Consider the following 26,575-nt stretch of genomic DNA (forward strand, 5'->3'; position numbering starts at 1 on the left):
TTAAAATAGTGGATATTAGCTATATAATACTCAGCTCAACGAAAATTCGAAAATTAACACCAATAATCACCACGTAAGTGGTCTAGGAGATAGTGATGATCCAAGGTATCCAAATTACAAAAGCGGCAAACGACGACCTACTAAACTCTATCTGGCTATTAGATAGCGAAAAAAATGAAGCTCGTTGTGTTGCTGCAACTGCTGGCTACGAAGCAGACCAAGTTATCGCAATCAGCGACCTAGGTGAATACGAAAGCCGTGAAGTTGCAATCGAAACTGCTCCTCGTATCGAAGGCGGCCAACACCTAAACGTGAACGTGCTTAAACGCGAAACACTAGAAGATGCAGTTGCACACCCAGAGAAATACCCACAACTAACTATTCGTGTTTCTGGTTACGCAGTACGTTTTAACTCGCTAACTCCAGAGCAACAACGTGATGTAATCGCTCGTACTTTTACTGAGACTCTATAATCTCTCAGTAAACTAGCTCGCTAGAATTTAAAAAGCTTGGTCAGCAATGACCAAGCTTTTTTGTTTCAGAATCCTTCTAACCCCTTTCTATAATGGAAAGCAACTCGCCTCTAAGGTGCATTTCTTTGCGAAGGATCTTTCTGAAACGCTTGCGCTACAGAGGTTGGATCAAGCCTATCTCTTTGCAGTGACGCCCCTTCTGCCCACCAAATCAATTGATGCATAGTGCGATTCATATAGTTGTCCCACTGCGTCTGCTCCGACTCATCCGCAGCAACGCCCTGTTCATCAAAGACTTCTTGCGCTTTCGGAATGTGGATCATCGCAGAGACAGGTAGACATCCAAGTTCAGATAAGAAGGTACGCATCGACACTGCAGCACGAGCGCCACCCCATTGCCCTGCAGAGTAGGTCACGATAGCACTCGGCTTGTAAGAAAACAGCGAACTGCCGAAATGGTTAAGCATGTTCGCCAAGGCAGGACTCATCGAATGGTTATATTCCGGGCTAACCATCACATACCCATCCGCATGTTTGATTTTGTCTGCTAGCTCACTTAGGTGCTGCGGAACTTTAGAGCGGTGATAAGCAAACTCAGGCTTAAACACATCACCAAAGTCGTAATTCAAAGGGTCGATGATTTCGACCGTATGTTGCGAATGTTGACTCGCGATGAGTTTTTCACACGCTTTACTGACTCGCATTCCTAAACGGGCTGGTCGTGGTGGCGTGCTGTCTCTCACTGAGCCAAGAAAAATCAAAAAATGCATGCTTCTCTTTCCATCTCATTTAGTTAAGTTCGTTTCTCAATCATAAAGAGAGTCAAAACTTACCGACAATAAAAAAGGTGAATGATTACTCATTCACCTCTCGTTATTTCTGTTTTTGATACTTACTATACTTTGAAGCTTACTGCACGCGGCGCAGTACTTGTTTCAATGCGTCAAAGTCTGCGTCGAGCTCTTCCGATAGCAGCTCCATCGCAGCGTGCTTCGCTAGTGGCGCAGGAAGCTCGATATCGGATTCTAGAATATCATCCACGACTTCTTTGAACTTCGCAGGGTGAGCAGTACATAGGAACAGACCGGTTTCACCGTCTTGCAATTGTTCTTCAAGAACGCGGTAAGCAATCGCACCGTGCGGTTCGCATAGATAGCCTAGAGCATGTAAGTCTTTCACTGACTGTGCGCTTTGCTCATCAGATACTGCACCTTTACCTAACGTCTCCAAGCCCCACTCTTTCACACGGCACAGCTCTTCAATACGAGGCCAGTTGTTTGGTTGGCTCACGTCCATCGCGTTCGATGTTGTTGCGACTGTTGGTTTTGGCTCCCACTTACCTGTTTCTAGGTAGCGAGGAACCGTGTCATTGGCATTAGTTGCAGCGATAAAGCGTTTGATAGGCAAGCCCAACGCTTTTGCCAATAGACCAGCAGTTAGGTTACCGAAGTTACCGCTTGGTACTGATACCACTAGGTTTTCACGCTCTTGCTTGCTCATTTGCGCAGCTGCTTCAAAGTAGTAACAGATTTGCGCCATCAAACGGCTGATGTTGATTGAGTTTGCAGAGTTCAGACCGATCTCTTCACGCAGTGCAGAATCATCAAAAGCTTGCTTAACCAGTGCCTGACACGCATCGAAGTCTCCATCGATCGCGACAGTATGGATGTTCTTACCAAGCGTACAGAATAGCTTCTCTTGCAGTGGACTGATCTTACCTTTCGGGTAAAGAATCACAACGTTGATGTCTTCCATACCGTAGAAAGCATGCGCAACGGCTGCGCCAGTATCGCCGGAAGTTGCAGTCAGAATAGTGATCTTGCCGCCGTCCGAAACCGCAGCAAGAGATTGCGCCATAAAGCGACCACCAAAGTCTTTAAATGCAAGCGTTGGACCATGGAACAGTTCCAGAGCGTAAACACCGTCTTTGACCTGATTAATTGGCGCAGGGAATTGGAATGCAGCATCAACAAGAGCATTCACTTGCTCCTCTGTAAGTTCATCTCCAATTAACGCCGATAAAATCTTAGTGCTACGAGAGACAAAGTCTTCTGCAAGCAGCGCATCGATATCTTCAAATTTTGGTAATTCCGATGGGAAAAATAGACCTTGGTTACGGCCTAACCCTTGGCGAACGGCTTGGCCAAAGGAAACTTGTTCATCATTTTCTTTTATATTGTAAAGCTTCATAGCTCACTTCCTGTTACTTTCGAACCCTGCTTATCTAGACGACAAACGTGGACGAATCCTTCTTCGTTTTGTACGTAGTTTTGTTCTAACCAGCGAGCAACTCGCTCAGCGACATCTTTCTCTTTGCAAATACTGAACAGTGTCGGACCACTGCCAGAAATACCGGTTGCCAATGCACCCGCAGACGCTGCGTATTGACGTGCATTCGCAAAACCTGGAAGCAGTTTCTCACGATACGGTTCTGCGATCACGTCTTTGATCATTTTTGCAGCAAGTTCTGGCTGACCAGAATGACACGCATGAATAAAGCCCGCAAGGTGACGACCATGAGCAATGATATCTTGTCGGCGGTATTGAGATGGTAGGATCTCACGCGCTTCCGCCGTTGATACCTTGATACCCGGATACGCCATCACCCAGTACCAATCATCAAAACAAGGCACTTTTTGACTGATGATACCAAGCTCTTCAAGCATCAACTGGACACCACCAAGGTAACACGGCGCAACGTTGTCGTAGTGAATACCACCAGAGATCTTGCCTTCCATCTCTCCCATCAGCGCTAGTAATTCTGTCTCGTTAAGTGGCTGTCCATGGAATCGGTTCAATGCATCTAATGCAGCAACGATAGAACATGCACTTGAGCCTAAACCAGAGCCAATTGGCATGTTCTTTTCTAGCGTCATCTCAAGTGGTTTTAGCTCAACGCCTTTTTTGTCTAACTCACGAGCAAACACGAGCCAACAGTCGTAGACGATGTTCTCTTTTGGTTCAGTTGGCAATTTCTCAACAAAATCACCCGCCGTTTTAAGGCTGAACGGATCAGCCCCAGATTTCACCAATACACGGTCACCCAATAGTGTGCCATCCACTGGAGACACGGCAGCCCCCAGCACATCAAAGCCAACGCTTACATTACCAATTGATGCTGGGGCATAAACCACTACATCCATATCACTTGAACTCATTATTGTTATACCCCTAGTTTCCAACCTAAAGTACGCATCACGTCAGAAAATACACCCGCAGCCGTTACTTCGGTGCCTGCACCATAGCCACGTAACACTAGTGGGATTGGCTGATAGTAACGGCTGTAAAATGCCAGTGCATTTTCACCGTCCTTGATTTTATACATTGGATCGTTTTCATCCACCGCAGCGATGCTTACTGTGCACTTGCCCTCATTAATCTCACCAACGTAGCGCAGTACTTTGCCTTCTTCCGCTGCCTTTGCAGATAATTCTTTAAAGTAGGCGTCTGCTTCAGGTAAACGCGCCATAAATTCATCAACGCTACCAGAATCATCAAAACCTGGTGGCAGTGCTTGATCAACCACAACGTCTTCTAGTTCTAGAGACATGCCTGCTTCACGAGCTAGGATCAGAAGCTTACGCGCGACATCCATACCAGAAAGGTCATCACGAGGATCCGGTTCAGTAAAACCATTTTCTTTTGCGATATTAGTTGCTTCACTTAGGCTCATACCTTCATCTAACTTACCGAAGATGTATGACAGAGAGCCAGAAAGAATACCGCTGAAGCGCTCTAGCTCATCACCCGCTGAGATTAGGTTTTGCAGGTTTTCGATTACCGGTAGACCCGCCCCCACAGTTGTTTCGTACATCAGCTTGCGACGAGAGCTGCGCGCAACATCGCGAAGCTGATGGTAGTAAGCCATGCTTGCTGTGTTTGCTTTTTTATTTGGTGTAACGACATGGAAACCAGCAGCTAAGAAATCAGCGTATTGGTTCGCGATATCTTCACTTGATGTACAGTCAACCAATACTGGGTTGATGATGTGGTTACGTTGAACCAAAGAAATCAAACGCGCTAGGCTGAACTCTTCTGTCGCAGCCGACATACGATCACGCCAATGATCGAGTGGCAGACCTTCACTATCAAGCAGAAGACCTTTGCTGTTTGCCAAGCCACACACGCGAATAACGATGCCTTTTTCCGCAAGCTTCGCCTGTTGACGCTCGATCTGATCCACCAGCTCACCACCAACGCCACCAATACCAACCACGAATACGTCTAAGAAGTGCTTAGAGTTGAATAGGTTTTCGTGACACGCTTTGATCGCTTCAGAGATTTTATCTTCAGGAATCACGGCTGAGATAGCACGCTCAGATGAGCCCTGTGCGATGGCTACAATGTTTACGTTCACTTCAGCAAGAGATGAGAAGAAGCGAGATGCAACACCGCGCGATGTACGCATGCCGTCACCAACCAACGTTATGATTGAAACATTATCAATAAACTCGACCGGCTCTAATAAGCTATCTTTCAGTTCCAACTCAAACGCATCGGCCAGTACTTGTTGCGCTTTTGCTTTATCTTCTGCCTCAATACAGAAGCTAATGCTGTACTCAGAAGAAGACTGAGTAATAAGAACAATAGACACACCAGCGGAAGACATTGCGCCGAACACGCGGCTTGCCATGCCAACCATACCCTTCATACCTGGGCCGGAGACGTTAACCATAGTTAGGTCGTTTAGCGTCGTGATACCTTTGATCGCCAGATTGTCTTCACCAGTGTCTTGCCCAATCAGAGTTCCTGCACCTTGTGGGTTAAAGCTGTTTTTGATCAGACATGGGATGTGGAACTGCGCGATAGGAGCAATGGTCTTCGGATGCAAAACGGAAGCACCGAAGTAAGAAAGCTCCATTGCTTCTTGGTAGCTAAGAGATTTAAGTAAGCGAGCATCTTCCACTAAACGAGGGTCGCAGTTGTATACACCGTCTACGTCAGTCCAGATCTCACAACAATCTGCGCGCAGACACGCCGCAAGAACCGCCGCCGAATAATCAGAGCCATTGCGACCAAGTGTTACCAATTCACCTTTCTCGTTACCTGCGGTAAAGCCAGGCATGATGTTCACATGACCTTGAGGAAGAGGATTCTGGCGGAAGTTCTGAGTCGAAACTTCAACATCGACCATGGCTTCAAGGTGATCACCTTTTGCGTATAGGTATTCAACTGGGTCGATAAGATGTGCAGGCTGGCCTTTGGCTTCTAACACCGCTTTCATCAATTGAATCGAAACGCGTTCGCCTTTGCTAATAATACGTGCATTAACATTGTTTGGGCACATGCCAAGAAGATTGATGCCATGAACGAATTGGCGTAATTGAGAGAGAGAAGTTTTCACTTGGTTATCGAAAGCTGAACCATCGATATTGGGTAGTACTGCTTGGACTTGAGTGAAGAGCGTTTTAAACGACTCCTCCAACTCTTTGATTTGTAGTTCTGCTTCACCATTGCGCAATGCGCCTTCAATGACCGCAACCAATTTGTTTGTTGTTTTACCAGGAGCGGAAAGAACAACCGCCACTTCTTCTTGTTGAGCGTTATTGGCAATAATGTCTGCCGCTCTCAAAAAGCGATCTGCATCAGCTAGTGATGATCCGCCAAACTTCAATACTCGCATCCCTTCCTCCGGTATATCTTCTTAAATTTGTCTAAATTCTGGATAAAAAAGCATAAAAAAAGGCCTGTATCTTGTTGGATACAGGCCTTTTTTGTGAATTTCTTTCGCTCAGCAGCCTGCCCCAACATGTGTCGTGTCGGTAATAATAATGGTCGTGGTCATTACTACTAGGCTGTTAGATGGCATAAATAAATATTCAACGTTAATTGTGTTTGCTTAACTCTACGTTTACCGAGTTTCTGATACATAGTCAACAAAAAATTGTTTGTTTTTCCATCTTTCAGAGAATTCTGCTAAGCAATGTCATTGATATTTATAGTTAATTACACATTATTGATCATTTAAAAATCTACAGTTAGTTTTTGTAAAGGACTTAACCATCATCACCAGTTCGGTTTTTTATCTAATAACTAGTCTGATCTTTGCCATAAAACGTACGATCAAATAATTCGAGAGGGTTGTGACACATAACAACAACTTAACTGTGACTTATGTTCATAGGATCGAATTATTTAGAAAATAGGTGAGCTAGCTTTCATATTCTATGCTTTAATAGTGAGAAGCTTTGGGCGCATACTAATAAAAAAGTTGACACAAGGAGTGGTGAACATGAAAAGAGGGCTTTTTCTGTTGCTGTTTTTTGTGCCTGGTGTTTGTCTAGCAAACGAGCTTCCGCCGCTTCCAGGTAAAACATCCCCTTCTCCTCATAAACTATTCATTTCCAGCGACAGTTATCAGTCTGACAGTTTTGATGTTTGGAATATCGATACGGGTTACGCTTACGAACTTTTTGATTCGGTAGACGTTTATGTCGGTGCGCGAGTCAATAACTCTCCTACCAAAAATCAAAGTGGTTTTTTGAGTGGGATCAGCTATCACTTTAATGATCGTGTCACGCTGAAAAGTACAGTTCGCTCTTACAAGAACGAAACAGCGGAAGGTATTCGCCAAGACGACAGTAGCCTCGCGGCTGAAGTATCAAGTCGCGTAAAAATTACCGATAAACTGGATCTTCACGCGACTCTTGATTACCAAGATTGGCAACAAGGCTTTGAGGTTGGTTTAGGCTTTCGTTTTTAGAAGTCCAGCTTTTGCTTAGAAATCAACACACCGTTCCAGTCCGCGTAAACGTAGTGCTTAGGTTGAACGATTTGGTTTTGCATCGTTAAGGTTACGTTTACCTCTCCTATCCCGCGTTTCTCTGTTTTAAACGGGTTAGTTCCAAGAGCTTGAACGCCAATGTCCATTTGAGATATTTGTGCTACGTCGCGTATTGCACCATAGACAATGATACCTTCCCACCCATTTTCTATTCCGAGTATCGCTAATTGATCGCCGAGTAATGCTCTCTGACACGATCCATGTCCGTCAACAATCAATACTTTACCCGTTCCATCTTCGCCCAGTACTTCACGCACTTTCGAGTTATCGTGATAGCAGCGCACCGTAACGATTTCACCGTAAAAAGCGCTACGTTGACCAAAGTTCTGCAATGGTAAAGTAAGCAAGCTCACTTGGTCTTCAAATTGGTCACAAATATCGGGTGTAATGTCTCTCATATTTCCTCCGTGAATTTTCTCACCCAAGCGGTGCTTCAGTGAGCAGTATCCTTTTCTATACCTTCTATACGAGCCGAGGTTTAATGGAGCCTAACGTATGAAAAACTTTCGGCTGCGAGCACGCAATAAGATAAAGTTGGTCATTAATGACGTAATAAATCGCGTTTTGTTGAAAGTCACTCGCCAATTCAACGGCTACCTCTGGCGACAACTCGACGGCAAAGCTTTCCTCATACCATGTAAAAGCGCTATCACCTACCGTGACAGGCGCGTAATTAACGTGCTGTAGCTGTTTTTCTAACGCGTGATTGTTTATGCTGTTCTCTTCTTTGGACCTCAAGTTACTGTATGGGTTCCAAGCGGTTATCACAGCATAGTTTGAAACACGCCACTCGGCTTCGAATCTGAAAAAAGATTCTGAATAAGCATTCCATAACGATGCGTCTATGTTCTTATTACTTTTTTCTATCATAAGTCTTAAACGATTAATAACAGTTACATTTCATCAATTGATATAAATCAACAAACTGAATGGAATTAACATTTGAGCATTGTTAGCATGCTGTTAACAATATAAAATCCGCTCAATATCTTAGGGTGTTTACGTTTCAGGCCCCACTGAAAGCAGGAAATGAAAGGTAAACAAGCCCTTTAGAATAAACGTCGCCATTGGATACTGGTGAGTTGGCAAAATTCCATGGAGGGCGGATAACTGAAAGAAGTGTTTTTTTGATCAACTTGATTTATTATCAAAATCACATTACCTGTATGTTATATTTTTGCCTAGAATTTATTCTATTAGCACAATTTTGTCACAAATTTAGGTACCGCCAATGCAAACCCCGCAGATTCTTATCGTTGAAGATGAGCAAGTAACTCGTAACACTCTTAAGAGTATTTTTGAAGCAGAGGGATACGCTGTTTTTGAAGCCAGTGACGGTGAAGAGATGCACCAAGTGTTGTCTGATAACTCAGTCAACTTGGTTATTATGGACATTAATCTTCCAGGCAAGAATGGCCTTCTACTAGCGCGTGAATTACGCGAGCAAGCGAACATTGCTTTAATGTTCCTGACAGGCCGTGACAATGAAGTAGACAAGATCCTAGGTCTTGAGATTGGTGCAGATGACTACATCACTAAACCATTCAACCCACGTGAACTAACTATTCGTGCACGTAACCTACTTAGTCGCTCAATGAGCTCTAACGCGGTGCAAGAAGAGAAGCGCTCGGTAGAAAAGTATGAATTCAACGGTTGGGTACTAGACATCAACAGCCGCTCTCTAGTAAGCCCTGCTGGTGATAGCTACAAGCTACCTCGCTCTGAGTTCCGCGCATTACTGCACTTCTGTGAGAACCCGGGTAAGATTCAAACTCGTGCAGATCTTCTTAAGAAGATGACTGGTCGTGAACTTAAGCCACACGACCGTACTGTAGACGTAACGATTCGTCGTATCCGTAAGCACTTTGAGTCTGTTTCAGGTACGCCAGAAATCATCGCCACTATCCACGGCGAAGGTTACCGCTTCTGTGGCGATCTAGAAGACTAGATTTAACCGCTAATATGCAAAGGGCTTGCTCATTGAGCAAGCCCTTTTTGTTTTAGGTCTAACGACTAATGCAACATCATTGCGGTTAATAAACCTTGTTAATCTTCACGTACTTTTCGACTAACCAACGCTGTTTACCCGCATCGTCTAGAAGCACTGCGATATCAACCGATTTTTCTGTGTTCACATCAATGTGAGACGAGAACGCCACCTCCCATCGGCTTTCACTGTGCGTTCGAGTATCTAAAGACGCACTGTCCACCAACCACTCTTTTTGCCCCTGTTTAATAATAAGAGCTTCTGCCGTTAGATTTGCAGGAAGTAACTGATCTCCTTCGAGGTAAAGTGCACCTTGAATACTTTGCTCTTCCACGTCCCCAATATTCGGCATGAGGTTCACCCATAAATTACTTTTGAGCTCAACATTAACCTCATTAATCGTAATCTGACTGTTTTGTTGCCAATTCACATTTGGAACGGAACTACAGCCTGCCATCAATGCCATGGCTAATGCCAATGGTGCGATTCTTTTCATGTTATTTCCTTTGTTCCAACCAACTTTTGAGGACTTGAATATCGTTTTGGTATTCATTTTTGATCTCTTCAACCCAGTCTGAAATGTTTTCCCACCATGCTGGCATATCGGGCGATTGCGCTTTTTGCGCCACACTTTGGATACGTTTCAGGCCAATTGAACCTGCAGCACCTTTGATTTTATGCGCTTCAGAAACAATCCCATCTTGATCTTTCGCTGTCATGTTCGAATCTAAGACATCGATATAGTCTGGCATCATATCTTCAAACATTTTTATGCTGTCGTAGACAGGTTTTGCACCAACAATGTCGACGTAAGACTCTAACATATCCATATCGAGCAAATGTGTCTCAATCACAGGAGAAGGCACTGGCTCTTCCACTGTTTCGGGACCGCTCACCACTTCCTTAGGTTGTTCTAACTGGTGAGCGAAGAATTTATCAATCACTGACTGAATAGCATTCACTGCCAGCGGCTTACTGATCGCATCATCCATGCCGTTATCTAAGTATTCACGACGATCTTTCATTACATTAGCAGTTAAGGCGACCAATGGAGGAAGATTGTTATAATGCTTGCGGTAATAATTGGCGACATCAAAGCCCGTCATATCAGGCAGTTGGATATCCAACAACGCTAAGTCGTATTTTTCTGGCACAAAGTTCACTAACGCTTCTTGGCCCGTCATTGCCACGGTGACAGAGTGCCCTAGGCTCTCTAGTAACGATTTAGCCACAGTTACGTTAAGCTCGATGTCTTCGACCATAAATATGTTGAGGCGCACATTGTCGCGTTTCGCATCAATGACTGGCTCAGCTAGTTCAACAATCGGAACGTGGATCGATACAGTAAAAGTGCTACCAAAGCCTTCCTCACTGGTAACCGTAATGTCACCATCCATCATATTGATCAGTTGCTTAGATACCGCCAAACCAATACCTGTACCGACCGCATGCAGGTTGTCCTTGCCTGATTTCACTTGGTAGTACATCGCAAAGATCTTATCTAGCTCTTCGTCTGGGATACCAATACCAGTGTCTTCCACTTCCATAATAATGGTCGCAAAATCGTCTTCGACATCCGCGCTCACTGTCATCACAACGCCACCTTCTTTGGTGAACTTCATTGCGTTGCTGACCAAGTTCCAAATCACCTGACGTAGACGGGTTGCATCCACTTCAATTGCTTTTGGCAAGTCGCTTAAACGTTCTAAGTCAAAGCGTAACCCTTTTTGTTCCGCCATCAGAGCAGAGATACTCTCAATCTCTGCGACGAAGTCTTCGAAGTTAAGTGGCGCAGGTAATAGTTCTAACTTACGACGATCAAATTTATCCATATCGATAATATCGTTGAAGATGTTACCTAGCGTAATCGCACTCACATTGATGGTCTGCATGTGTTTACGCTGCTCTTCTGTCAACGGACTATCTAGAAGCATACGACTTAAGCCTACAATGCCATTCAGCGGCGTTCGCAGCTCATGACTGATGGTTGAGATGAAGGTAGTTTTGTCGCGGCTTGCTTTCTCTAACGACTCTTCATGGCGCTTACGTTCAGTGATATCACGACCGAACCCAACGAGACCAAGGTGGCGGCCATCTTTGCTGTAAAATGGCACTTTACGCAGCTCAAAGTAATGCTTGCGACCATCTGGGTATTCGAGCCATTGCTCGTAAGTAATCGCTTGATTATCGGCAAAAACCTTTTGGTCAGTATCAACGATATGCTCGGCGATTTCTTTGCTATACACATCCCAAGGGCTTAATCCGACTAACTGGTGCTCTTTCTTGCCCGTTAGCTCTTCCATCGCGCGGTTACAGCCAGAGAAAACACCATCCGCATTGCGGTAGTAAATTAAGTCTGGTGAGGCATCAATAAATGAACGCAGTAATGCGGTACGTTCTGCCAACTCTAATTGAGTACGTTCGCGTTGGAACACCTCGTTTTCGAGGTCTTGCATCGCCTCTTCACGTGCTTCTTCCGCTTTAATACGCTCTTCAATTTCTTGGTTAAGCTTTTCAATGTTTTGTTGAAGTTGGTAATTCAACTCTTGATCTCGCGAACGCATGTCCTTCAGTTTGGACACCAGCTTAGTTAAACGCTGGCGAGACTCTTCTAGTTGATCGACAACCACAGAGAGGAAGTAAACCGCCCAAGGGGTGATCAATAGACCAAAAAACACCGAACGGACAATGTCGATATCATCTACTCGCCCTTTAAGAGCTAAAGTAATCCCTACCTGCACCACAACAGCTAATGCCACCAGCGCAAGGGCTAGCAAAATAGAGAAGCGAACAATCCCCAGTTTGACTAGCAAGTCGACATAATACTGGGCGAGATTTTTCATGGGTTTCATTAACTACTCCATGGTGGTGGCTAGATAGCGCCATTCGATGATGAAAAACAGGTAAATGCACTCGACCTAACGCAATTTAGGTCTGTTTGATTAGTGAAAAACACACGGTGCGATCTGCGCTTGTGACACGAGATAGAAAGATAAACCAACGAGCGCACAGGCTTCTGTAAGTTTAACGTGTTTAATACGGTGATTTAAACAATCAGCTATCAACTTAGAGCAAGCGGTCACAAAGCGTTAGCAAGAACTGGGGTGAATACAGGTGCGATTACGTCCATCAGCTTTAGCTTGATATAACGCACTGTCAGCCATAGCGATGCCCATTTCGGGTTCATCACCATGCTGAGGAATGTAAGAGACCAGACCGATACTGACGGTAAGGCGTTCAGATGCTTCTGAACTGTCGTGTTCCATATCAAGCTGTAGAATTTTCTCATGAATACGCTGCGCTACGTTGCGCGCACCTTCCGTGGTGGTATTCGGCAATATAAAACCAAACTCCTCGCCACCATAACGCGCAACACAATCCGAAGAACGATTGATGACTTGTGTAAACACGGTAGCGACACTGACTAACGCTTCATCACCTTGTTGGTGACCGTAACAGTCGTTGTAATCTTTGAAAAAGTCGATGTCACATAACATGATGGTGAGCGGCAGCTTTTCTCGAGCGTGGTGGTACCACAATACCTGCAGTTGTTCGTCGAAACGGCGTCGGTTCGATACTTGAGTTAAGCTATCCATAAAGCTCAATTTTTCTAACTCTAGGTTGGCTTTTTCCAACTTTTGTTCTGCAAGATAACGCTCAGAAATATCACGCGCCATGATCAGCACACCATTCGTTCCTGATGCTTTATCTTTAAAAGGCGATTTCACCACATCAAACCACGTACTTTTACCATCACTACTCACGACTTTATCTATGTATCGAACTGGCTCTAACTGGCGTAATGCTTCTAAGTCACTGTCTGCTAAGCGCGCGTACATCTCTTTAGGAATCACGTCTTGGAGGCGCTTACCTATCAAATCAGAAATTTTTGAAATGCCTAACGCCTTAACAAAAGGCTGATTACACGCTTGATAGACCATGTTCTCATTGAAAATACCAATAGAGTCCGGACTGGCATCCAGAATCGTTTGTAAGATAGTATCTCTTTGCGCTAGCGCCACCTCTGTATCTTTGCGACGCTCCATTTCATCTCGCAGATTCTGTTGCATCTTGTGCCATTCAGTCACGTCATGACTAATAGACAGCGTACCGATAAGCTCACCACTCGGCGAAACAAGAGAGTTTTGATTGACTTCCAGTAAGCAACTTCGACCTTGTGGATCCGTTGTCCATTTACGTTCGCTTTTTCTGGTCATCTCACCCAAGGTCTTGGATGCGCAAGCTTCTTCCCTTCGCCCTTGCCAGAATTGATCAAATGCTCGATTGGTCGTTAACAGATTGCCTTGGCGGTCTTGGGTACAAATCAGCTCTGAAAGTGAGTCTAATGCCGAACGTGCGATGATTAATTGCGCAAGTTCTTGTTGCTGCTCTTGGTGAGTGGCTTGATATGGCTGAGCATAAAGAATCCAAACTCGATGATTGCGCAATAAACTCTTTCTGCCTGACAGCTCCACTTTAATAGATTCACTATCAGATAGTCGCCAGTCAAAAGCCTGCTGACGAAAATGACGACTAGAGAAGCGAGCGAGAAACTGCTCAAGCTCATGAATATCGAATAAAGCAGGATACAAATACCCCGTTCCCAAAGAGCGAATGCCTAATAACTGCATCGAAGCCTGGTTAGATAGCAAGAGCTGAGCATGGCTAGTGTCCACCACTATGACTGGATAGGGAGAATCCGTTACTAGTTTCTTAAGTGACGTCTGAAAGTGCAAATAGATCAGTGCTAACGCACACACGCCTGCGATTAATAACAAGACGACATAGCCATAACCGCCTTGACCACCCCAAAGCCAATTGAGTAACTGATCCATCGTTTAAACCTTCAAAGAACACTGGTTAAAATATATCAGTTATTTATTGAGCGATCTGCTATTAATTCCGGTTTAGTATAGATAAAGGTATTCCCCGTAAGACTCCCTTGAGCACCATGAGCACTGAGATCTCGACCAATTTCCGTCATCGCTAGCCAACGGTTTTCACACCACAGAGGCGATAATAACGTGGGCCTCCTGGCTGCTGATGAAACGCGATGATAAATCACATCTGGTGGTGTCATACGAATCATTTCACTGGCGATCGCAACATATTCTTCTAATTCAGGGGCTTCTAGCTTTCCAGCACGCCAAGCTTTCGCCATGGTGCTACCTTCGACAATATGCAAGCCATGTAACTTGATGCCATCCGTTCCCACGGCCAACACTTTTTGCAGCGTTTCAATATTTTCGGCGCGGGTTTCTTTGGGTAAACCCACAATTAAGTGAGTACAAACCTTGATTCCGAGTGTTCGAGCACGCTTAGTGATTTCGGCATAACACTCAAAGTCATGACCACGATTGATACGTTTGAGGGTGTCATTGTTGGCGGTTTGAAGACCTAGTTCTAGCCAAATTTCATAACCTTGCTGTACATAGCCCGACAGTAAATCCAATACCGCATCAGGGACGCAATCAGGACGCGTCCCCACACAAAGACCAACCATGTCTGCAGCCTTTAGTGCTTCCTCATACATGTTTTTGAGAACTTGTACCTCGGCATAGGTACTGGTGTAGGCCTGAAAATAAGCGAGATACCTCTTCGCTCTGTGAATTTCACCTGCGCGATCTTTTAACTGTTCGTGAATGCTTTTTATCTGGACTTCTTCATCTGCAAACGAAGCAACATTGCAAAATGTACATCCTCCCCGACCAATCGTGCCATCGCGGTTAGGGCAACTAAATCCACCGTGCAATGTTAACTTATGAACCTTTTCACCGTATCGACGCTGAAGATCTTGGCCGATTGTATTGACCAACTCATGTAACTGCATAAATTCTCACCAACAATAAATCGTAATCAATCTCACTACGATCTGTGTAAATAAATTACATCCCTGCAAGAAAAAACACACAATATTAATCAATTCAAACACCCATCATGCGGGTCAAAATCAATAAACTTGCATAATTAAAGACAAAAATCGTTCATGTTGCGTAAATGTTAAACTAAAAACGCATAATTAAACGAAAAAATTGGGTCACAACGCCGAGTTTTTCATTGCATTCTGAAGTGACAAAATTGTAGGATACTTACACAACCCCGTTATTTTTGTGACTTTTATTACAAAGCACACTGCGGGATTTGTCGGTGTTATCCCACTCCTACCTATATAAATCACTAGATAGTGATAATAAATAAAGGGATACCACCAAGGATTGTTTTTCTCGCAAAACTTTTCCTGCGAGATACGGAAAGGAATCAAGACCGGTCAACCTAGATCGGTGGCGATAATAAATATAAAGGACAAGACGTAATCAATAGTCTAGGTAGTATTTGCTGCCCGGTACTTTTGCGTCGACATTGAACTGGAAGGATGTATCTATGGTAGATAGAGAGCAAAATCCACAGGGTCTGTACACTCCGGAACTGGAGCATGACGCTTGTGGTATCGGTTTTGTTGCTCACCTTAAAAACCGTAAATCTCATGAAGTAGTGACTCAAGCATTGGATATGCTGGCTCGCATGGAACACCGTGGTGGTCAAGGTTGTGACCCATGCAGCGGTGACGGTGCGGGTATCTTGCTACAAAAACCTCATGAATTCCTATTAGAAGAAGCCGTTAAGCTAGGCATTAAACTGCCTTCGTTTGAAAAGTATGGTGTTGGTGTCGTTCTTTTCCCGAAAGACGAATACAAACGCGAGCAATGCCGTGACATTCTAGAACGTAACGCACAACGTCTAGATCTTGAAGTTATCGGCTACCGCGTATTGCCAACCGATAACTCAATGATCGGTGCAGACCCACTAAGCACAGAGCCTCAGTTTGAGCATGTGTTTATCTCTGGTGGCCCGGGCATCACACCTGAAGAGCTAGAGCGCAAACTGTACGTACTTCGTAACTATACTGTACGTGTTTGCCTAGAAAGCGTTTCGAACATTGGTGACGACTTCTACATTAACTCCATGTCTTACAAGACATTGGTGTACAAAGGTCAGTTAACGACCGAGCAAGTACCTCAGTACTTCCTTGATCTACAAAACCCGACCATGGTGACTGCACTGGCACTGGTACACTCTCGTTTCTCTACCAATACCTTCCCGAAATGGCGTCTTGCACAGCCTTTCCGTTACATTGCCCACAACGGTGAAATCAATACAGTTCGCGGTAACTTGAACTGGATGAAAGCCCGTGAAGCAATCCTAGAATCAGACCTGTTTACTCAGGCTGAAATCGACATGCTTCTTCCAATCTGTCAGGAAGGCAGCTCGGATTCATCTAACTTCGATATGGCACTTGAGCTCCTAGTTCTTTCTGGTCGCAGCCTGCCACACGCATTGATGATGATGATCCCGGAAGCATGGCAAGAAAACAAAAACATGGATCCTAAACGTCGCGCGTTCTATCAGTACCACGCGAACATCATGGAACCATGGGATGGTCCAGCTTCAGTATGTTTTACTGATGGTGTTCAAGTTGGTGCGACACTAGACCGTAACGGTCTGCGCCCTTCTCGCTACACAGTGACCAAAGATAACTTCCTAGTGATGGCATCTGAATCTGGTGTTGTAGATATTGAACCAGAAAACGTAGAGTTCCGTGGTCGTCTACAGCCAGGTCGTATCTTCGTTGCAGACCTAGAGCAAGGTCGCATCATCTCTGATGAAGAAGTGAAAGACACCATCGCAACAGCGCAGCCTTACGAGAAGTGGGTAGAAGAAAACCTACTGAGCTTGAAGAAGCTGCCAGATGCGAGCAACCAGTTCAGCCAACCTTCTCCTGAGCGTTTGCTGCATCGTCAGCAAGCTTTCGGTGTGAGCACTGAAGAAGTGAACGAAATCATCGTTCCAATGGCGAATGACGCAAAAGAGCCATTATCAGCAATGGGTGCCGACTGGCCTCTTGCGGTTCTATCTCATCAATCTCAACATCTTTCAAACTACTTCAAGCAGCTGTTTGCACAGGTAACTAACCCACCGATCGACCCGATCCGTGAGCGTATGGTTATGTCGCTGAACACTTACTTGGGTAAAGACCAAAACCTTCTGACTGAAACACCACTTCACTGTCAGAAAGTAGAATTGGAATCGCCTGTTCTGGCGAACTCTGAGCTTGAAAAGCTGCGTGCGATCGATAACGAGCACCTACAAGCGAAGACGTTGGATATCGTATTCCAAGCTAATGAAGATCAAGGCAAGCTTGAGCGTGCACTAAAACGTATCTGCCAATACGCAGAAGACGCGGTTATCGATGGTTACTCAATCATCCTACTAACTGACCGTGCAGTGAACTCAAACCACGCAGCGATCCCAGCAATGCTGGCAGTTGGCGCAGTGCACCACCACTTGATCCGTAAAGGTCTACGCGCGAAGTGTGACATCGTAGTTGAAACCGGTGACGCGCGTGAAACGCACCACTTTGCAACGCTACTTGGTTACGGTGCAAACGCGGTTAACCCATACCTAGTAATTGAAACCATCATTGAGCTTCAACGTACCAAGAAGTTGGATCCAGAAGCGAACCCGCGCGATCTGTTCAACAACTACCGTAAAGCGATTAATGGCGGTCTTCTGAAGATCTTCTCGAAGATGGGTATCTCAACGCTACAGTCGTACCATGGTGCGCAAATCTTCGAAGCCTTGGGCATCCACAAATCAGTGGTCGACAAATACTTCACAGGTACAGTTTCTCGTATCCAAGGTCTCACCCTTGATGATATCGCCAAAGAAGTACTGATCCGTCACCGCATCGGTTACCCACAACGCGAAATCCCAATTCAAATGCTGGATGTTGGTGGTGTTTACCAATGGAAACAGCGTGGTGAGAAGCACCTATTCAACCCAGAAACTATTTCTCTACTGCAAGAGTCTACGCGCAACAAGAACTACGATCAGTTCAAGCAGTACGCGACAGCAGTAGATAAACAAGGTGACAACGCGGTAACTCTGCGTAGCCAGCTAGAATTCATTAAGAACCCAGCAGGTTCTATCTCTATCGACGAAGTCGAACCAATTGAGAGCATCGTGAAACGCTTCGCGACGGGCGCTATGTCATTCGGTTCTATTTCTTACGAAGCACACTCCACACTAGCTGTTGCGATGAACCGTCTTGGCGCGAAATCGAACTCTGGTGAAGGTGGTGAAGACCCTATGCGTTTCGAGCGCAAAGAGAACGGCGATTGGGAACGCTCTGCAATCAAGCAGGTGGCTTCTGGTCGTTTCGGCGTAACCTCTTACTACCTAACTAACGCTGAAGAGCTGCAAATCAAAATGGCTCAAGGTGCGAAGCCAGGTGAAGGTGGTCAGCTACCAGGCGATAAAGTAGATGATTGGATCGGTGCAACACGTCACTCTACTCCGGGCGTTGGCCTTATCTCGCCACCGCCACACCACGATATCTACTCAATCGAAGATTTGGCTCAGCTGATCTACGACTTGAAGAACGCGAACCGCGCGGGCCGTGTAAACGTGAAGCTGGTATCGGAAGCTGGCGTAGGTACGATCGCTTCTGGTGTAGCGAAAGCGAAAGCGGACGTTGTACTTATCGCAGGTTTCGACGGCGGTACAGGTGCATCCCCAATGTCTTCAATCCGTCATACCGGTCTTCCTTGGGAACTTGGTTTGGCAGAAACGCACCAAACGCTACTGAAGAACGGTCTGCGTAACCGTATCGTGGTTCAAGCGGATGGTCAGATGAAGACACCTCGTGACCTTGCAGTGGCAACACTACTTGGTGCAGAAGAATGGGGCGTGGCAACCGCAGCATTGGTGGTTGAAGGTTGTATCATGATGCGTAAGTGTCATAAGAATACCTGTCCTGTTGGTATCGCAACTCAGAACAAGACGCTTCGCGAGCGCTTTGATGGCCGCGTAGAAGACGTCGTAACCTTCTTCCAATACATGGCACAAGGTCTACGTGAAATCATGGCTGAACTTGGCTTCCGCACTATCGATGAGATGGTCGGTCAAGGTCAGAAGCTGAAGATTCGCCAAGACGTTTCTCACTGGAAATACAAGAACCTAGATCTGTCTCCTGTTCTTCACGTTGAGCAACCACGCGAAGCTGATGGTGTATTCAACCAAGCTCAGCAGAACCACAACCTAGAAGAAGTGCTAGACCGCAAGCTGATTAAAGCAGCGATTCCTGCACTCGAGAAAGGCGAAGCGGTGAATGCCGAATTCCCTATCGTCAACACAGACCGCTCTGCAGGTACCATGTTGTCGAACGAAATCTCGAAAGTGTACAAAGATGCGGGTCTACCTCAACCAATGAACGTGAAGTTCAAAGGTTCTGCGGGTCAATCATTCGGTGCATTCCTAGCTAAGGGCGTGAAGTTCGAAGTGGAAGGCGACGCGAACGACTACTGGGGTAAAGGCTTATCTGGCGGTACCTTAGTGCTTTACCCAGATGCGAAATCAAGCATTGTCGCGGAAGACAACATCGTGGTTGGTAACGTGTGTTTCTACGGTGCAACTTCGGGTGAATCTTTCATTCGCGGTATGGCTGGTGAACGTTTCTGTGTTCGTAACTCAGGCGCGAAAGTAGTAGTAGAAGGCGTCGGTGACCACGGTTGTGAATACATGACGGGCGGTGCAGCAATTATCCTTGGTTCAACAGGTCGTAACTTTGCCGCAGGTATGAGTGGCGGCGTGGCTTACGTATGGGATAAATCAGGTGACTTTGAGTCAAAACTGAACCCAGAGCTAGTAGACCTAGATCCAATCGAGCAAGAAGACAGAGATCTATTACTCGACATGCTAACTAAGCATGTTCAATTCACAGGAAGTGAAGTCGCTCAGTCTTTCCTAGACAACTTTGAAGCAAGCCTAGCCTCTATAGTTAAGGTAATGCCGCGTGACTACAAAGCGGTTCTTCAAAAGCGTAAAGCTGAAGCACAGTCTCAAGGAAACGAAACTCAAGTGGAGGCCGTATAATGGGTAAGCCTACTGGATTTTTAGAGCATGGTCGTGAACTACCACAGAAGATCGACCCAGCTGAACGCATCAAGAACAACAAAGAGTTCGTTCTGAACGAGGAGTTTGGTGACAAGATCAATACTCAGGCTTCTCGTTGTATGGATTGTGGTGTGCCGTTTTGTCATAACGGCTGCCCTATCGGTAACATTATCCCAGAGTTTAACGATGCGGTTTATCGTGATAGCTGGGAAGAAGCTTGGAACATTCTAAGCTCAACCAATAACTTCCCAGAGTTTACTGGTCGTGTTTGCCCTGCTCCGTGTGAAAGTGCTTGTGTACTTGGCATCAACCAAGACCCAATCACTATCTGTAATATCGAGAAAACCATCGTAGAAACAGCGTATCGTGAAGGGTACGCCAAACCAAAAACACCACGTTCTCGCACTGGCAAAACCGTTGCGATCATCGGTTCAGGTCCTGCTGGTCTTGCGGCTGCTGAGCAGCTAAACAGCGCCGGTCATACTGTGACGGTATTCGAGCGAGACGAGAAAGTAGGCGGTCTGCTGCGTTTTGGTATCCCAGATTTCAAACTGGGTATGGACGTGATTGATCGTAAGATCAACCTGATGGCAGAAGCGGGTATTGAATTCAAAGTTAACCAACACGTTGGTGTTGATGTGAATGCTCAGCAGTTGCGTCAAGAATTCGATGTGGTTCTACTAACGGGTGGTTCAACCGTTCCTCGTGATTTGCCGGTTCCGGGTCGTGAACTAAAAGGCGTTCACTTCGCAATGGAATTCCTAGGTCAAAACAACCGCCGAGCCAACGACATGGATCTTAAGGGTGAAGAACTTCACGCCGCGGGTAAGCATGTTGTGGTGATCGGTGGTGGTGATACCGGCTCTGACTGTGTGGGTACATCTAACCGTCATGGCGCAGCAAGCATCACTCAGGTTGAAATCATGCCGATTCCACCAGAGAAACGTCCTGCCAATATGCCATGGCCACAGTACCCGATGATCCTACGTACTTCGACGTCTCATGAAGAAGGCGTTGATCGTCACTGGAATATCCTAACCAAAGAGTTCATCGGCAATGACAAAGGTGAAGTTACAGGCCTTCGTTTAGCTGATATCGTTTGGCAAGATGCGAAACCAGGCGAGCGTCCAAGCTTCAAAGAAGTAGAAGGCAGCGAACGTGTGATTCCATGTGATATGGCATTTCTAGCGATGGGCTTCCTGCACCCAGAACCAACAGGCGTGCTTGCTCAACTGGATATCGCGCTAGATGATCGCGGTAACGTAGCAACTCAAGGTTTTGCTACTAACCAAGAAGGTGTATTTGCTGCTGGTGATATGCGAACAGGCCAATCTTTGGTAGTTCGTTGTATCAATGAAGGCCGCGAATGTGCCCGTGCTATCGATGATTATCTAATGGGTGGCACAAACCTAGAAGCAAAAGCAGATTCACTGATGCTTTCTGCTTAAAGGGAGTGCGCTCACTTCCACTTTTCGAGGCATAAACCCAGCCATCAGTACTATCGATGGCTGGTCGTCAAGAAAGAAAACAGTTCCTTCCAATCTTTTTATTTTGACCAGCATTTTGTGCTGGTCTTTTTTATTCCCGCTAGAATCAAATGTTACTTTTTTGTAACAATCACTTTTCTATCTCACTGTTTTTCTTGAACTATTTCAGCCAATTAAATGGTAAATCGCATATTCACGCGATGATTCACTAATAACTTGACCTTTTTTACAATAAGCTATAGCTTGTGAAGTTGGTGAAAATAAAACACACAATTTTTGTTAATATATTTGACGAATTTTATTGAATAGATATACATAAAACTTAGAAAGTGACGCATAGTTAGTCATCATTATCAACTTGAGCAGTGTTGATATATCTGTCGGGATGACAGATAAGCAAAGGGAGAATTGCAATGGCTCTTTATGATCCAAGTCTTGAGAAAGACAACTGTGGATTTGGCTTGATCGCGCACATGGAAGGCGAGCAAAGTCACAAGCTGGTACGTACAGCAATTTCTGCACTTGACCGCATGACCCACCGTGGTGGTATCGCCGCCGATGGTAAAACCGGTGATGGTTGTGGTCTTCTTCTACAAAAGCCCGATTCCTATTTACGCCTTATCGCTGAAGAAAATGGCTTCAACCTTGGCAAGCAATACGCCGTAGGGATGATTTTCTTCAACCAAGATCCAGTCAAAGCTCAACTCGCTAAAGACATCGTCAACAAAGAACTGGCGCAAGAGACGCTAACTGTGGCTGGTTGGCGTGAAGTACCAACTAATTCAGAAGTACTCGGTCCAATTGCGGCCAACTCACTTCCAAATATTCAGCAAGTCTTTATCTCTGCACCGGCAGGTTGGCGCGAGCGTGACATTGAACGTCGTCTCTACATCGCACGCCGTCGCATCGAGAAACAAATCACCGAAGATCCGGATTTCTACATCTGTAGCTTGTCGACTCAAGTTTTGGTGTACAAAGGCCTATGCATGCCTGCAGACTTACCGCGCTTTTATCTTGATCTTGCCGATCTACGTATGGAATCTGCTATCTGTCTGTTCCACCAGCGTTTTTCTACCAACACTCAACCGCGTTGGCCATTAGCTCAACCGTTCCGCTACCTTGCTCATAATGGTGAGATCAATACCATTGAAGGTAACCGACAATGGGCACGCGCTCGTGCTTATAAGTTCTCGTCACCACTGCTGCCTGACCTACAAACTGCAGCACCGTTTGTGAACGAGACAGGCTCAGACTCGTCTAGCTTAGATAATATGCTAGATCTCTTCTTAGCTGGCGGCATGGATATCTTCCGTGCCATGCGTATGCTCGTACCGCCAGCATGGCAAAACCACCCGGATATGGATCCGGATTTGCGTGCGTTTTACGATTTCAACTCCAAACACATGGAACCATGGGATGGCCCAGCAGGTATCGTACTGTCCGATGGTCGTTATGCTGCTTGTAACCTAGACCGAAACGGTCTACGTCCTGCGCGTTATGTAATTACCAAAGACAAGCTGATCACTCTGGCATCTGAGGTAGGGATTTGGAATTACGCCCCCGACGAAGTTGCCGAGAAAGGTCGTGTTGGTCCGGGTGAACTGCTGGTTGTCGATACTCGTAAAGGGAAGCTTTGGCAGTCTAGCGAGATCGATAACGATCTGAAATCTCGTCACCCTTACCGCGAGTGGATGGAAAACAACGTTCGCAAACTCACACCTTTTGCTCAACTACCTGAAGATCAAGTGGGTGAGCGCAGCTTTGATGAAGACTTGCTTAAGACTTATCAAAAGCAATTCGCCATGAGTAATGAAGAAGTCGATCAAGTACTGCGTGTCCTTGGTGATATGGGACAAGAAGCGGTCGGCTCCATGGGTGATGACACCCCGATGGCGGTTCTGTCCTCGAAAGAGCGCTTGGTAACTGATTACTTCCGCCAAAAGTTCGCTCAGGTAACCAACCCGCCAATCGATCCATTGCGTGAAAAACACGTTATGTCACTGGCGACCAGTATTGGTCAGGAGATGAACGTCTTCTGTGAAACCGATGGCCACGCGCATCGTGTAACCTTTGATTCTCCAGTACTGCTCTATTCAGACATGCAGCAACTACTAGAGCTGAGTGACGATCATTACCGTAATACCATTCTCGATATCAACTACGATCCACAACAGAAAGATCTCAAACAAGCCATTGATGATCTGTGTGAGCAAGCAGAACAAGTGGTGCGTGAAGGCACGGTTCTAGTCGTGCTTTCAGATCGCGCTTTAGTCAAAGGCAAGCTGCCAATTCCTGCAGCAATGGCGGTCGGTGCGGTTCAAACTCGCTTGATCGATGCCAACTTACGTTGTGATGCCAACATTGTTGTTGAGACCGCAACAGCTCGTGACCCACACCAATTTGCTGTCTTGCTTGGCTTTGGTGCTACTGCGGTTTACCCATACCTTGCTTATGAAGCGTTAGGTAAACTGATTGATGATAAAGCACTAGAGAAAGACTACCGCGATGTGATGCAAAACTACCAATACGGCATCAACAAAGGCCTGTACAAGATCATGTCGAAAATGGGGATCTCAACCATCGCCTCTTACCGCTGCTCACAACTGTTTGAAGCAGTTGGCTTGAGCCAAGATGTGGTCGATCTGTGTTTTAAAGGCGTCACAACTCGAATTGAAGGCGCGAATTTTGACGACTTCCAGCAAGATCTTACAAACTTATCTCGTAAAGCATGGGCGAAACGCAAATCGATTGATCATGGCGGCTTGTTAAAGTACGTCCATGGAGGTGAGTATCATGCGTACAACCCGGATGTTGTCGGCACGCTGCAACAGGCCGTTAAATCTGGCGAAAGTAACGACTATCAGAGCTTTGCTAAGCAGGTAAATCAACGCCCTGTTGCCATGCTGCGTGACTTAATGTCGCTGAAAAAATCAGACTCACCGCTGCCACTTGAGCAAATAGAACCACGCACTGAACTGTTCAAACGCTTTGACTCTGCGGCAATGTCCATTGGCGCACTTAGCCCAGAAGCGCATGAAGCACTTGCAACGGCGATGAACCGTCTTGGTGGTTACTCTAACTCGGGTGAAGGCGGTGAAGATCCTCGCCGCTTCGGTACTGAGCGTAACTCACGTATCAAACAGATTGCTTCTGGCCGATTTGGTGTAACGCCTCATTACCTGACTAATGCGGATGTACTGCAAATCAAGGTGGCACAAGGTGCGAAACCGGGTGAAGGTGGACAGCTACCAGGACACAAAGTCACCGCAGAAATCGCAAAACTGCGTTATTCGGTACAAGGCGTGACTCTGATCTCCCCTCCTCCGCACCACGATATCTATTCGATTGAAGATTTGGCCCAGCTGATCTTCGACCTTAAACAAGTCAACCCAAATGCGCTGGTTTCGGTAAAACTCGTCTCCGAGCCAGGTGTCGGCACCATCGCAACGGGCGTAGCCAAGGCTTACGCTGATCTTATTACCATTTCGGGTTACGACGGTGGTACCGCAGCAAGCCCATTAACTTCGGTAAAATACGCTGGTAGCCCTTGGGAGTTGGGGTTGGCAGAGACACAACAAGCTCTGGTTGCTAATGGTCTGCGTCATAAGATCCGCTTACAGGTAGACGGTGGTCTAAAGACTGGTTTAGACGTAGTTAAAGCCGCAATTTTAGGTGCAGAAAGCTTCGGTTTTGGTACTGCGCCAATGGTCGCTATGGGTTGTAAGTTCCTACGAATTTGTCACCTCAACAACTGTGCAACTGGGGTTGCGACTCAAGACGAGACACTGCGTAAAGAATACTTCAAAGGTCTACCAGAAATGGTGATGAATTACTTCATCGGCCTGGCAGACGAAGTGCGCGGATTACTCGCAGAACTTGGCGTTGAAAAGCTGACGGACTTGATTGGTCGTACCGATTTACTTGAGGCGGTAGAGGGATTTACAGCGAAACAGACCAAGCTGGATCTATCCAATATTCTAGAAGCTCCAGTATCACCTGAGGGTCATCCGCTATTTTGGACAGAGCCAAACAAACCGTTTGATAAAGCTGAGCTCAACCAAAAGATCATTGATGATGCCATGCATGCGGTCGAAAACGGTCAATCGGCAAGTTTCTTCTACAATGTCATCAACACTGATCGTTCTGTTGGTGCACGCTTATCTGGCGAAATAGCAAAACGCTATGGCAACCAAGGATTGGCGGCTTCCCCTATCAAAATCTATCTTGACGGCACCGCAGGTCAGTCCTTTGGTGTTTGGAACGCAGGTGGTGTAGAGCTTTACCTCACGGGCGATGCGAACGACTACGTGGGCAAAGGCATGGCGGGTGGTAAAGTGGTTATCAAACCTCACCTTGGCACCGCATTTAAATGCAATGAAGCAACTATCATTGGTAACACCTGCCTGTACGGCGCGACCGGCGGTAAACTATTTGCAGCCGGTAAAGCAGGTGAGCGTTTCGGCGTACGAAACTCAGGTACGATAGCCGTCATTGAAGGTGCTGGCGATAACGCTTGTGAGTACATGACTGGCGGTATTGTTGCCATTCTTGGTGCGACAGGTGTGAACTTTGGCGCGGGTATGACTGGAGGCTTTGCCTATGTTCTGGATGAAAACCAAAGCTTTGAAGGTCGAGTCAATACTGAGTCAGTAGAAGCCATCTCATTGTCCGATCTTTACATCCACCAAGAACATTTGCGTGGCCTAATTGCGGAACACCTTGAAGAAACAGGGTCGAGTCATGCTGAAAATATTTTGGCGAACTTTGATGAATGGATTCCAAAGTTCTATTTGGTGAAACCACAAGCGGCAGATCTTCGCACGCTACTTGGTCATCAGAGCCGCAGTGCTGCAGAGCTGCGTGTTCAAGCACAGTAATCATGGAGGATGTT

17 protein-coding genes and 1 other annotated feature are annotated in these 26,575 nt (G+C 46.0%); of the genes, 6 read left to right on the forward strand and 11 right to left on the reverse strand.

Annotation, left to right across the window (positions count from 1 at the left end):
- The first annotated feature begins 95 nt into the window (after positions 1-95).
- Positions 96-473, forward strand: a complete 378-nt coding sequence (gene grcA, locus R7E47_RS12720; RefSeq protein ID WP_005381814.1) for an autonomous glycyl radical cofactor GrcA — start codon at positions 96-98, stop codon at positions 471-473.
- 110 nt (positions 474-583) lie between these two features.
- Here the strand turns inward: grcA and R7E47_RS12725 are convergent, their stop codons facing one another.
- The 5 genes from R7E47_RS12725 to thrL form a co-directional block, all read right to left on the reverse strand.
- Entirely contained in the window at positions 584-1,243 is a 660-nt protein-coding gene (locus R7E47_RS12725; protein WP_005382842.1) for an NADPH-dependent FMN reductase, read from the reverse strand.
- A 139-nt stretch (positions 1,244-1,382) separates the two neighbouring features.
- On the reverse strand, positions 1,383-2,663 hold the full coding sequence (gene thrC / locus R7E47_RS12730; RefSeq protein WP_005381818.1) for a threonine synthase: 1,281 nt from the start codon (positions 2,661-2,663) through the stop codon (positions 1,383-1,385).
- Positions 2,660-3,616: a homoserine kinase gene (thrB, locus tag R7E47_RS12735; RefSeq protein ID WP_054728792.1), complete on the reverse strand. Its 957-nt coding sequence runs from the start codon at positions 3,614-3,616 to the stop codon at positions 2,660-2,662. Before thrB ends, thrC begins: the two co-directional genes overlap by 4 nt.
- Positions 3,617-3,636: 20 nt before the next feature.
- Entirely contained in the window at positions 3,637-6,096 is a 2,460-nt protein-coding gene (gene thrA / locus R7E47_RS12740) for a bifunctional aspartate kinase/homoserine dehydrogenase I (RefSeq protein ID WP_017821509.1), read from the reverse strand.
- Between the two features lie 53 nt (positions 6,097-6,149).
- Positions 6,150-6,269 (reverse strand) — a sequence feature (Thr leader region).
- On the reverse strand, positions 6,205-6,282 hold the full coding sequence (gene thrL / locus R7E47_RS12745) for a thr operon leader peptide (RefSeq protein ID WP_074192076.1): 78 nt from the start codon (positions 6,280-6,282) through the stop codon (positions 6,205-6,207). It overlaps the preceding feature by 65 nt.
- A 423-nt stretch (positions 6,283-6,705) precedes the next feature.
- Between thrL and R7E47_RS12750 the strand changes: the two genes are divergently transcribed.
- Positions 6,706-7,176: a hypothetical protein gene (locus R7E47_RS12750; protein WP_005381821.1), complete on the forward strand. Its 471-nt coding sequence runs from the start codon at positions 6,706-6,708 to the stop codon at positions 7,174-7,176.
- On the opposite strand, the gene R7E47_RS12755 is transcribed toward R7E47_RS12750, so the two are convergent.
- Positions 7,173-7,655: a putative 4-hydroxy-4-methyl-2-oxoglutarate aldolase gene (locus R7E47_RS12755; protein WP_005381822.1), complete on the reverse strand. Its 483-nt coding sequence runs from the start codon at positions 7,653-7,655 to the stop codon at positions 7,173-7,175. The genes R7E47_RS12750 and R7E47_RS12755 overlap by 4 nt on opposite strands.
- Before the next feature lie 64 nt (positions 7,656-7,719).
- Entirely contained in the window at positions 7,720-8,127 is a 408-nt protein-coding gene (locus R7E47_RS12760) for a DUF3293 domain-containing protein (protein ID WP_005381823.1), read from the reverse strand.
- A gap of 361 nt (positions 8,128-8,488) precedes the next feature.
- Here R7E47_RS12760 and arcA point away from each other — a divergent pair, with 361 nt between their 5' ends.
- The gene (gene arcA, locus R7E47_RS12765; protein ID WP_005381824.1) at positions 8,489-9,205 is read left to right on the forward strand and encodes a two-component system response regulator ArcA; all 717 of its coding nucleotides are present in this window, start codon (positions 8,489-8,491) and stop codon (positions 9,203-9,205) included.
- A gap of 85 nt (positions 9,206-9,290) precedes the next feature.
- Here the strand turns inward: arcA and R7E47_RS12770 are convergent, their stop codons facing one another.
- The 4 genes from R7E47_RS12770 to R7E47_RS12785 all read right to left on the reverse strand — a co-directional run bounded on the left by R7E47_RS12770 (position 9,291) and on the right by R7E47_RS12785 (position 15,074).
- Entirely contained in the window at positions 9,291-9,740 is a 450-nt protein-coding gene (locus R7E47_RS12770) for a hypothetical protein (protein WP_005381825.1), read from the reverse strand.
- Position 9,741: 1 nt separating this feature from the next.
- Positions 9,742-12,096 (reverse strand): aerobic respiration two-component sensor histidine kinase ArcB, encoded by a 2,355-nt coding sequence (arcB, locus tag R7E47_RS12775; protein WP_005381826.1) that lies wholly within the window; start codon positions 12,094-12,096, stop codon positions 9,742-9,744.
- A 237-nt stretch (positions 12,097-12,333) separates the two neighbouring features.
- On the reverse strand, positions 12,334-14,079 hold the full coding sequence (locus R7E47_RS12780) for a GGDEF domain-containing protein (RefSeq protein WP_167415016.1): 1,746 nt from the start codon (positions 14,077-14,079) through the stop codon (positions 12,334-12,336).
- 35 nt (positions 14,080-14,114) lie between these two features.
- Entirely contained in the window at positions 14,115-15,074 is a 960-nt protein-coding gene (locus R7E47_RS12785) for a TIGR01212 family radical SAM protein (protein WP_258670766.1), read from the reverse strand.
- A gap of 551 nt (positions 15,075-15,625) precedes the next feature.
- On the opposite strand from R7E47_RS12785, the gene gltB (R7E47_RS12790) reads away from it, so the two are divergent.
- The 3 genes from gltB (R7E47_RS12790) to gltB (R7E47_RS12800) all read left to right on the forward strand — a co-directional run bounded on the left by gltB (R7E47_RS12790) (position 15,626) and on the right by gltB (R7E47_RS12800) (position 26,561).
- Positions 15,626-20,176, forward strand: a complete 4,551-nt coding sequence (gene gltB, locus R7E47_RS12790) for a glutamate synthase large subunit (RefSeq protein WP_318084328.1) — start codon at positions 15,626-15,628, stop codon at positions 20,174-20,176.
- Entirely contained in the window at positions 20,176-21,645 is a 1,470-nt protein-coding gene (locus tag R7E47_RS12795; protein ID WP_009703022.1) for a glutamate synthase subunit beta, read from the forward strand. The genes gltB (R7E47_RS12790) and R7E47_RS12795 overlap by 1 nt, the downstream gene beginning before the upstream one ends.
- 452 nt (positions 21,646-22,097) lie before the next feature.
- Positions 22,098-26,561: a glutamate synthase large subunit gene (gene gltB / locus R7E47_RS12800; protein WP_318084329.1), complete on the forward strand. Its 4,464-nt coding sequence runs from the start codon at positions 22,098-22,100 to the stop codon at positions 26,559-26,561.
- Positions 26,562-26,575 lie beyond the last annotated feature (14 nt).

Source organism: Vibrio sp. Vb1026, from assembly GCF_033338745.1.
In the GTDB taxonomy this organism is placed as follows: domain Bacteria; phylum Pseudomonadota; class Gammaproteobacteria; order Enterobacterales; family Vibrionaceae; genus Vibrio; species Vibrio alginolyticus.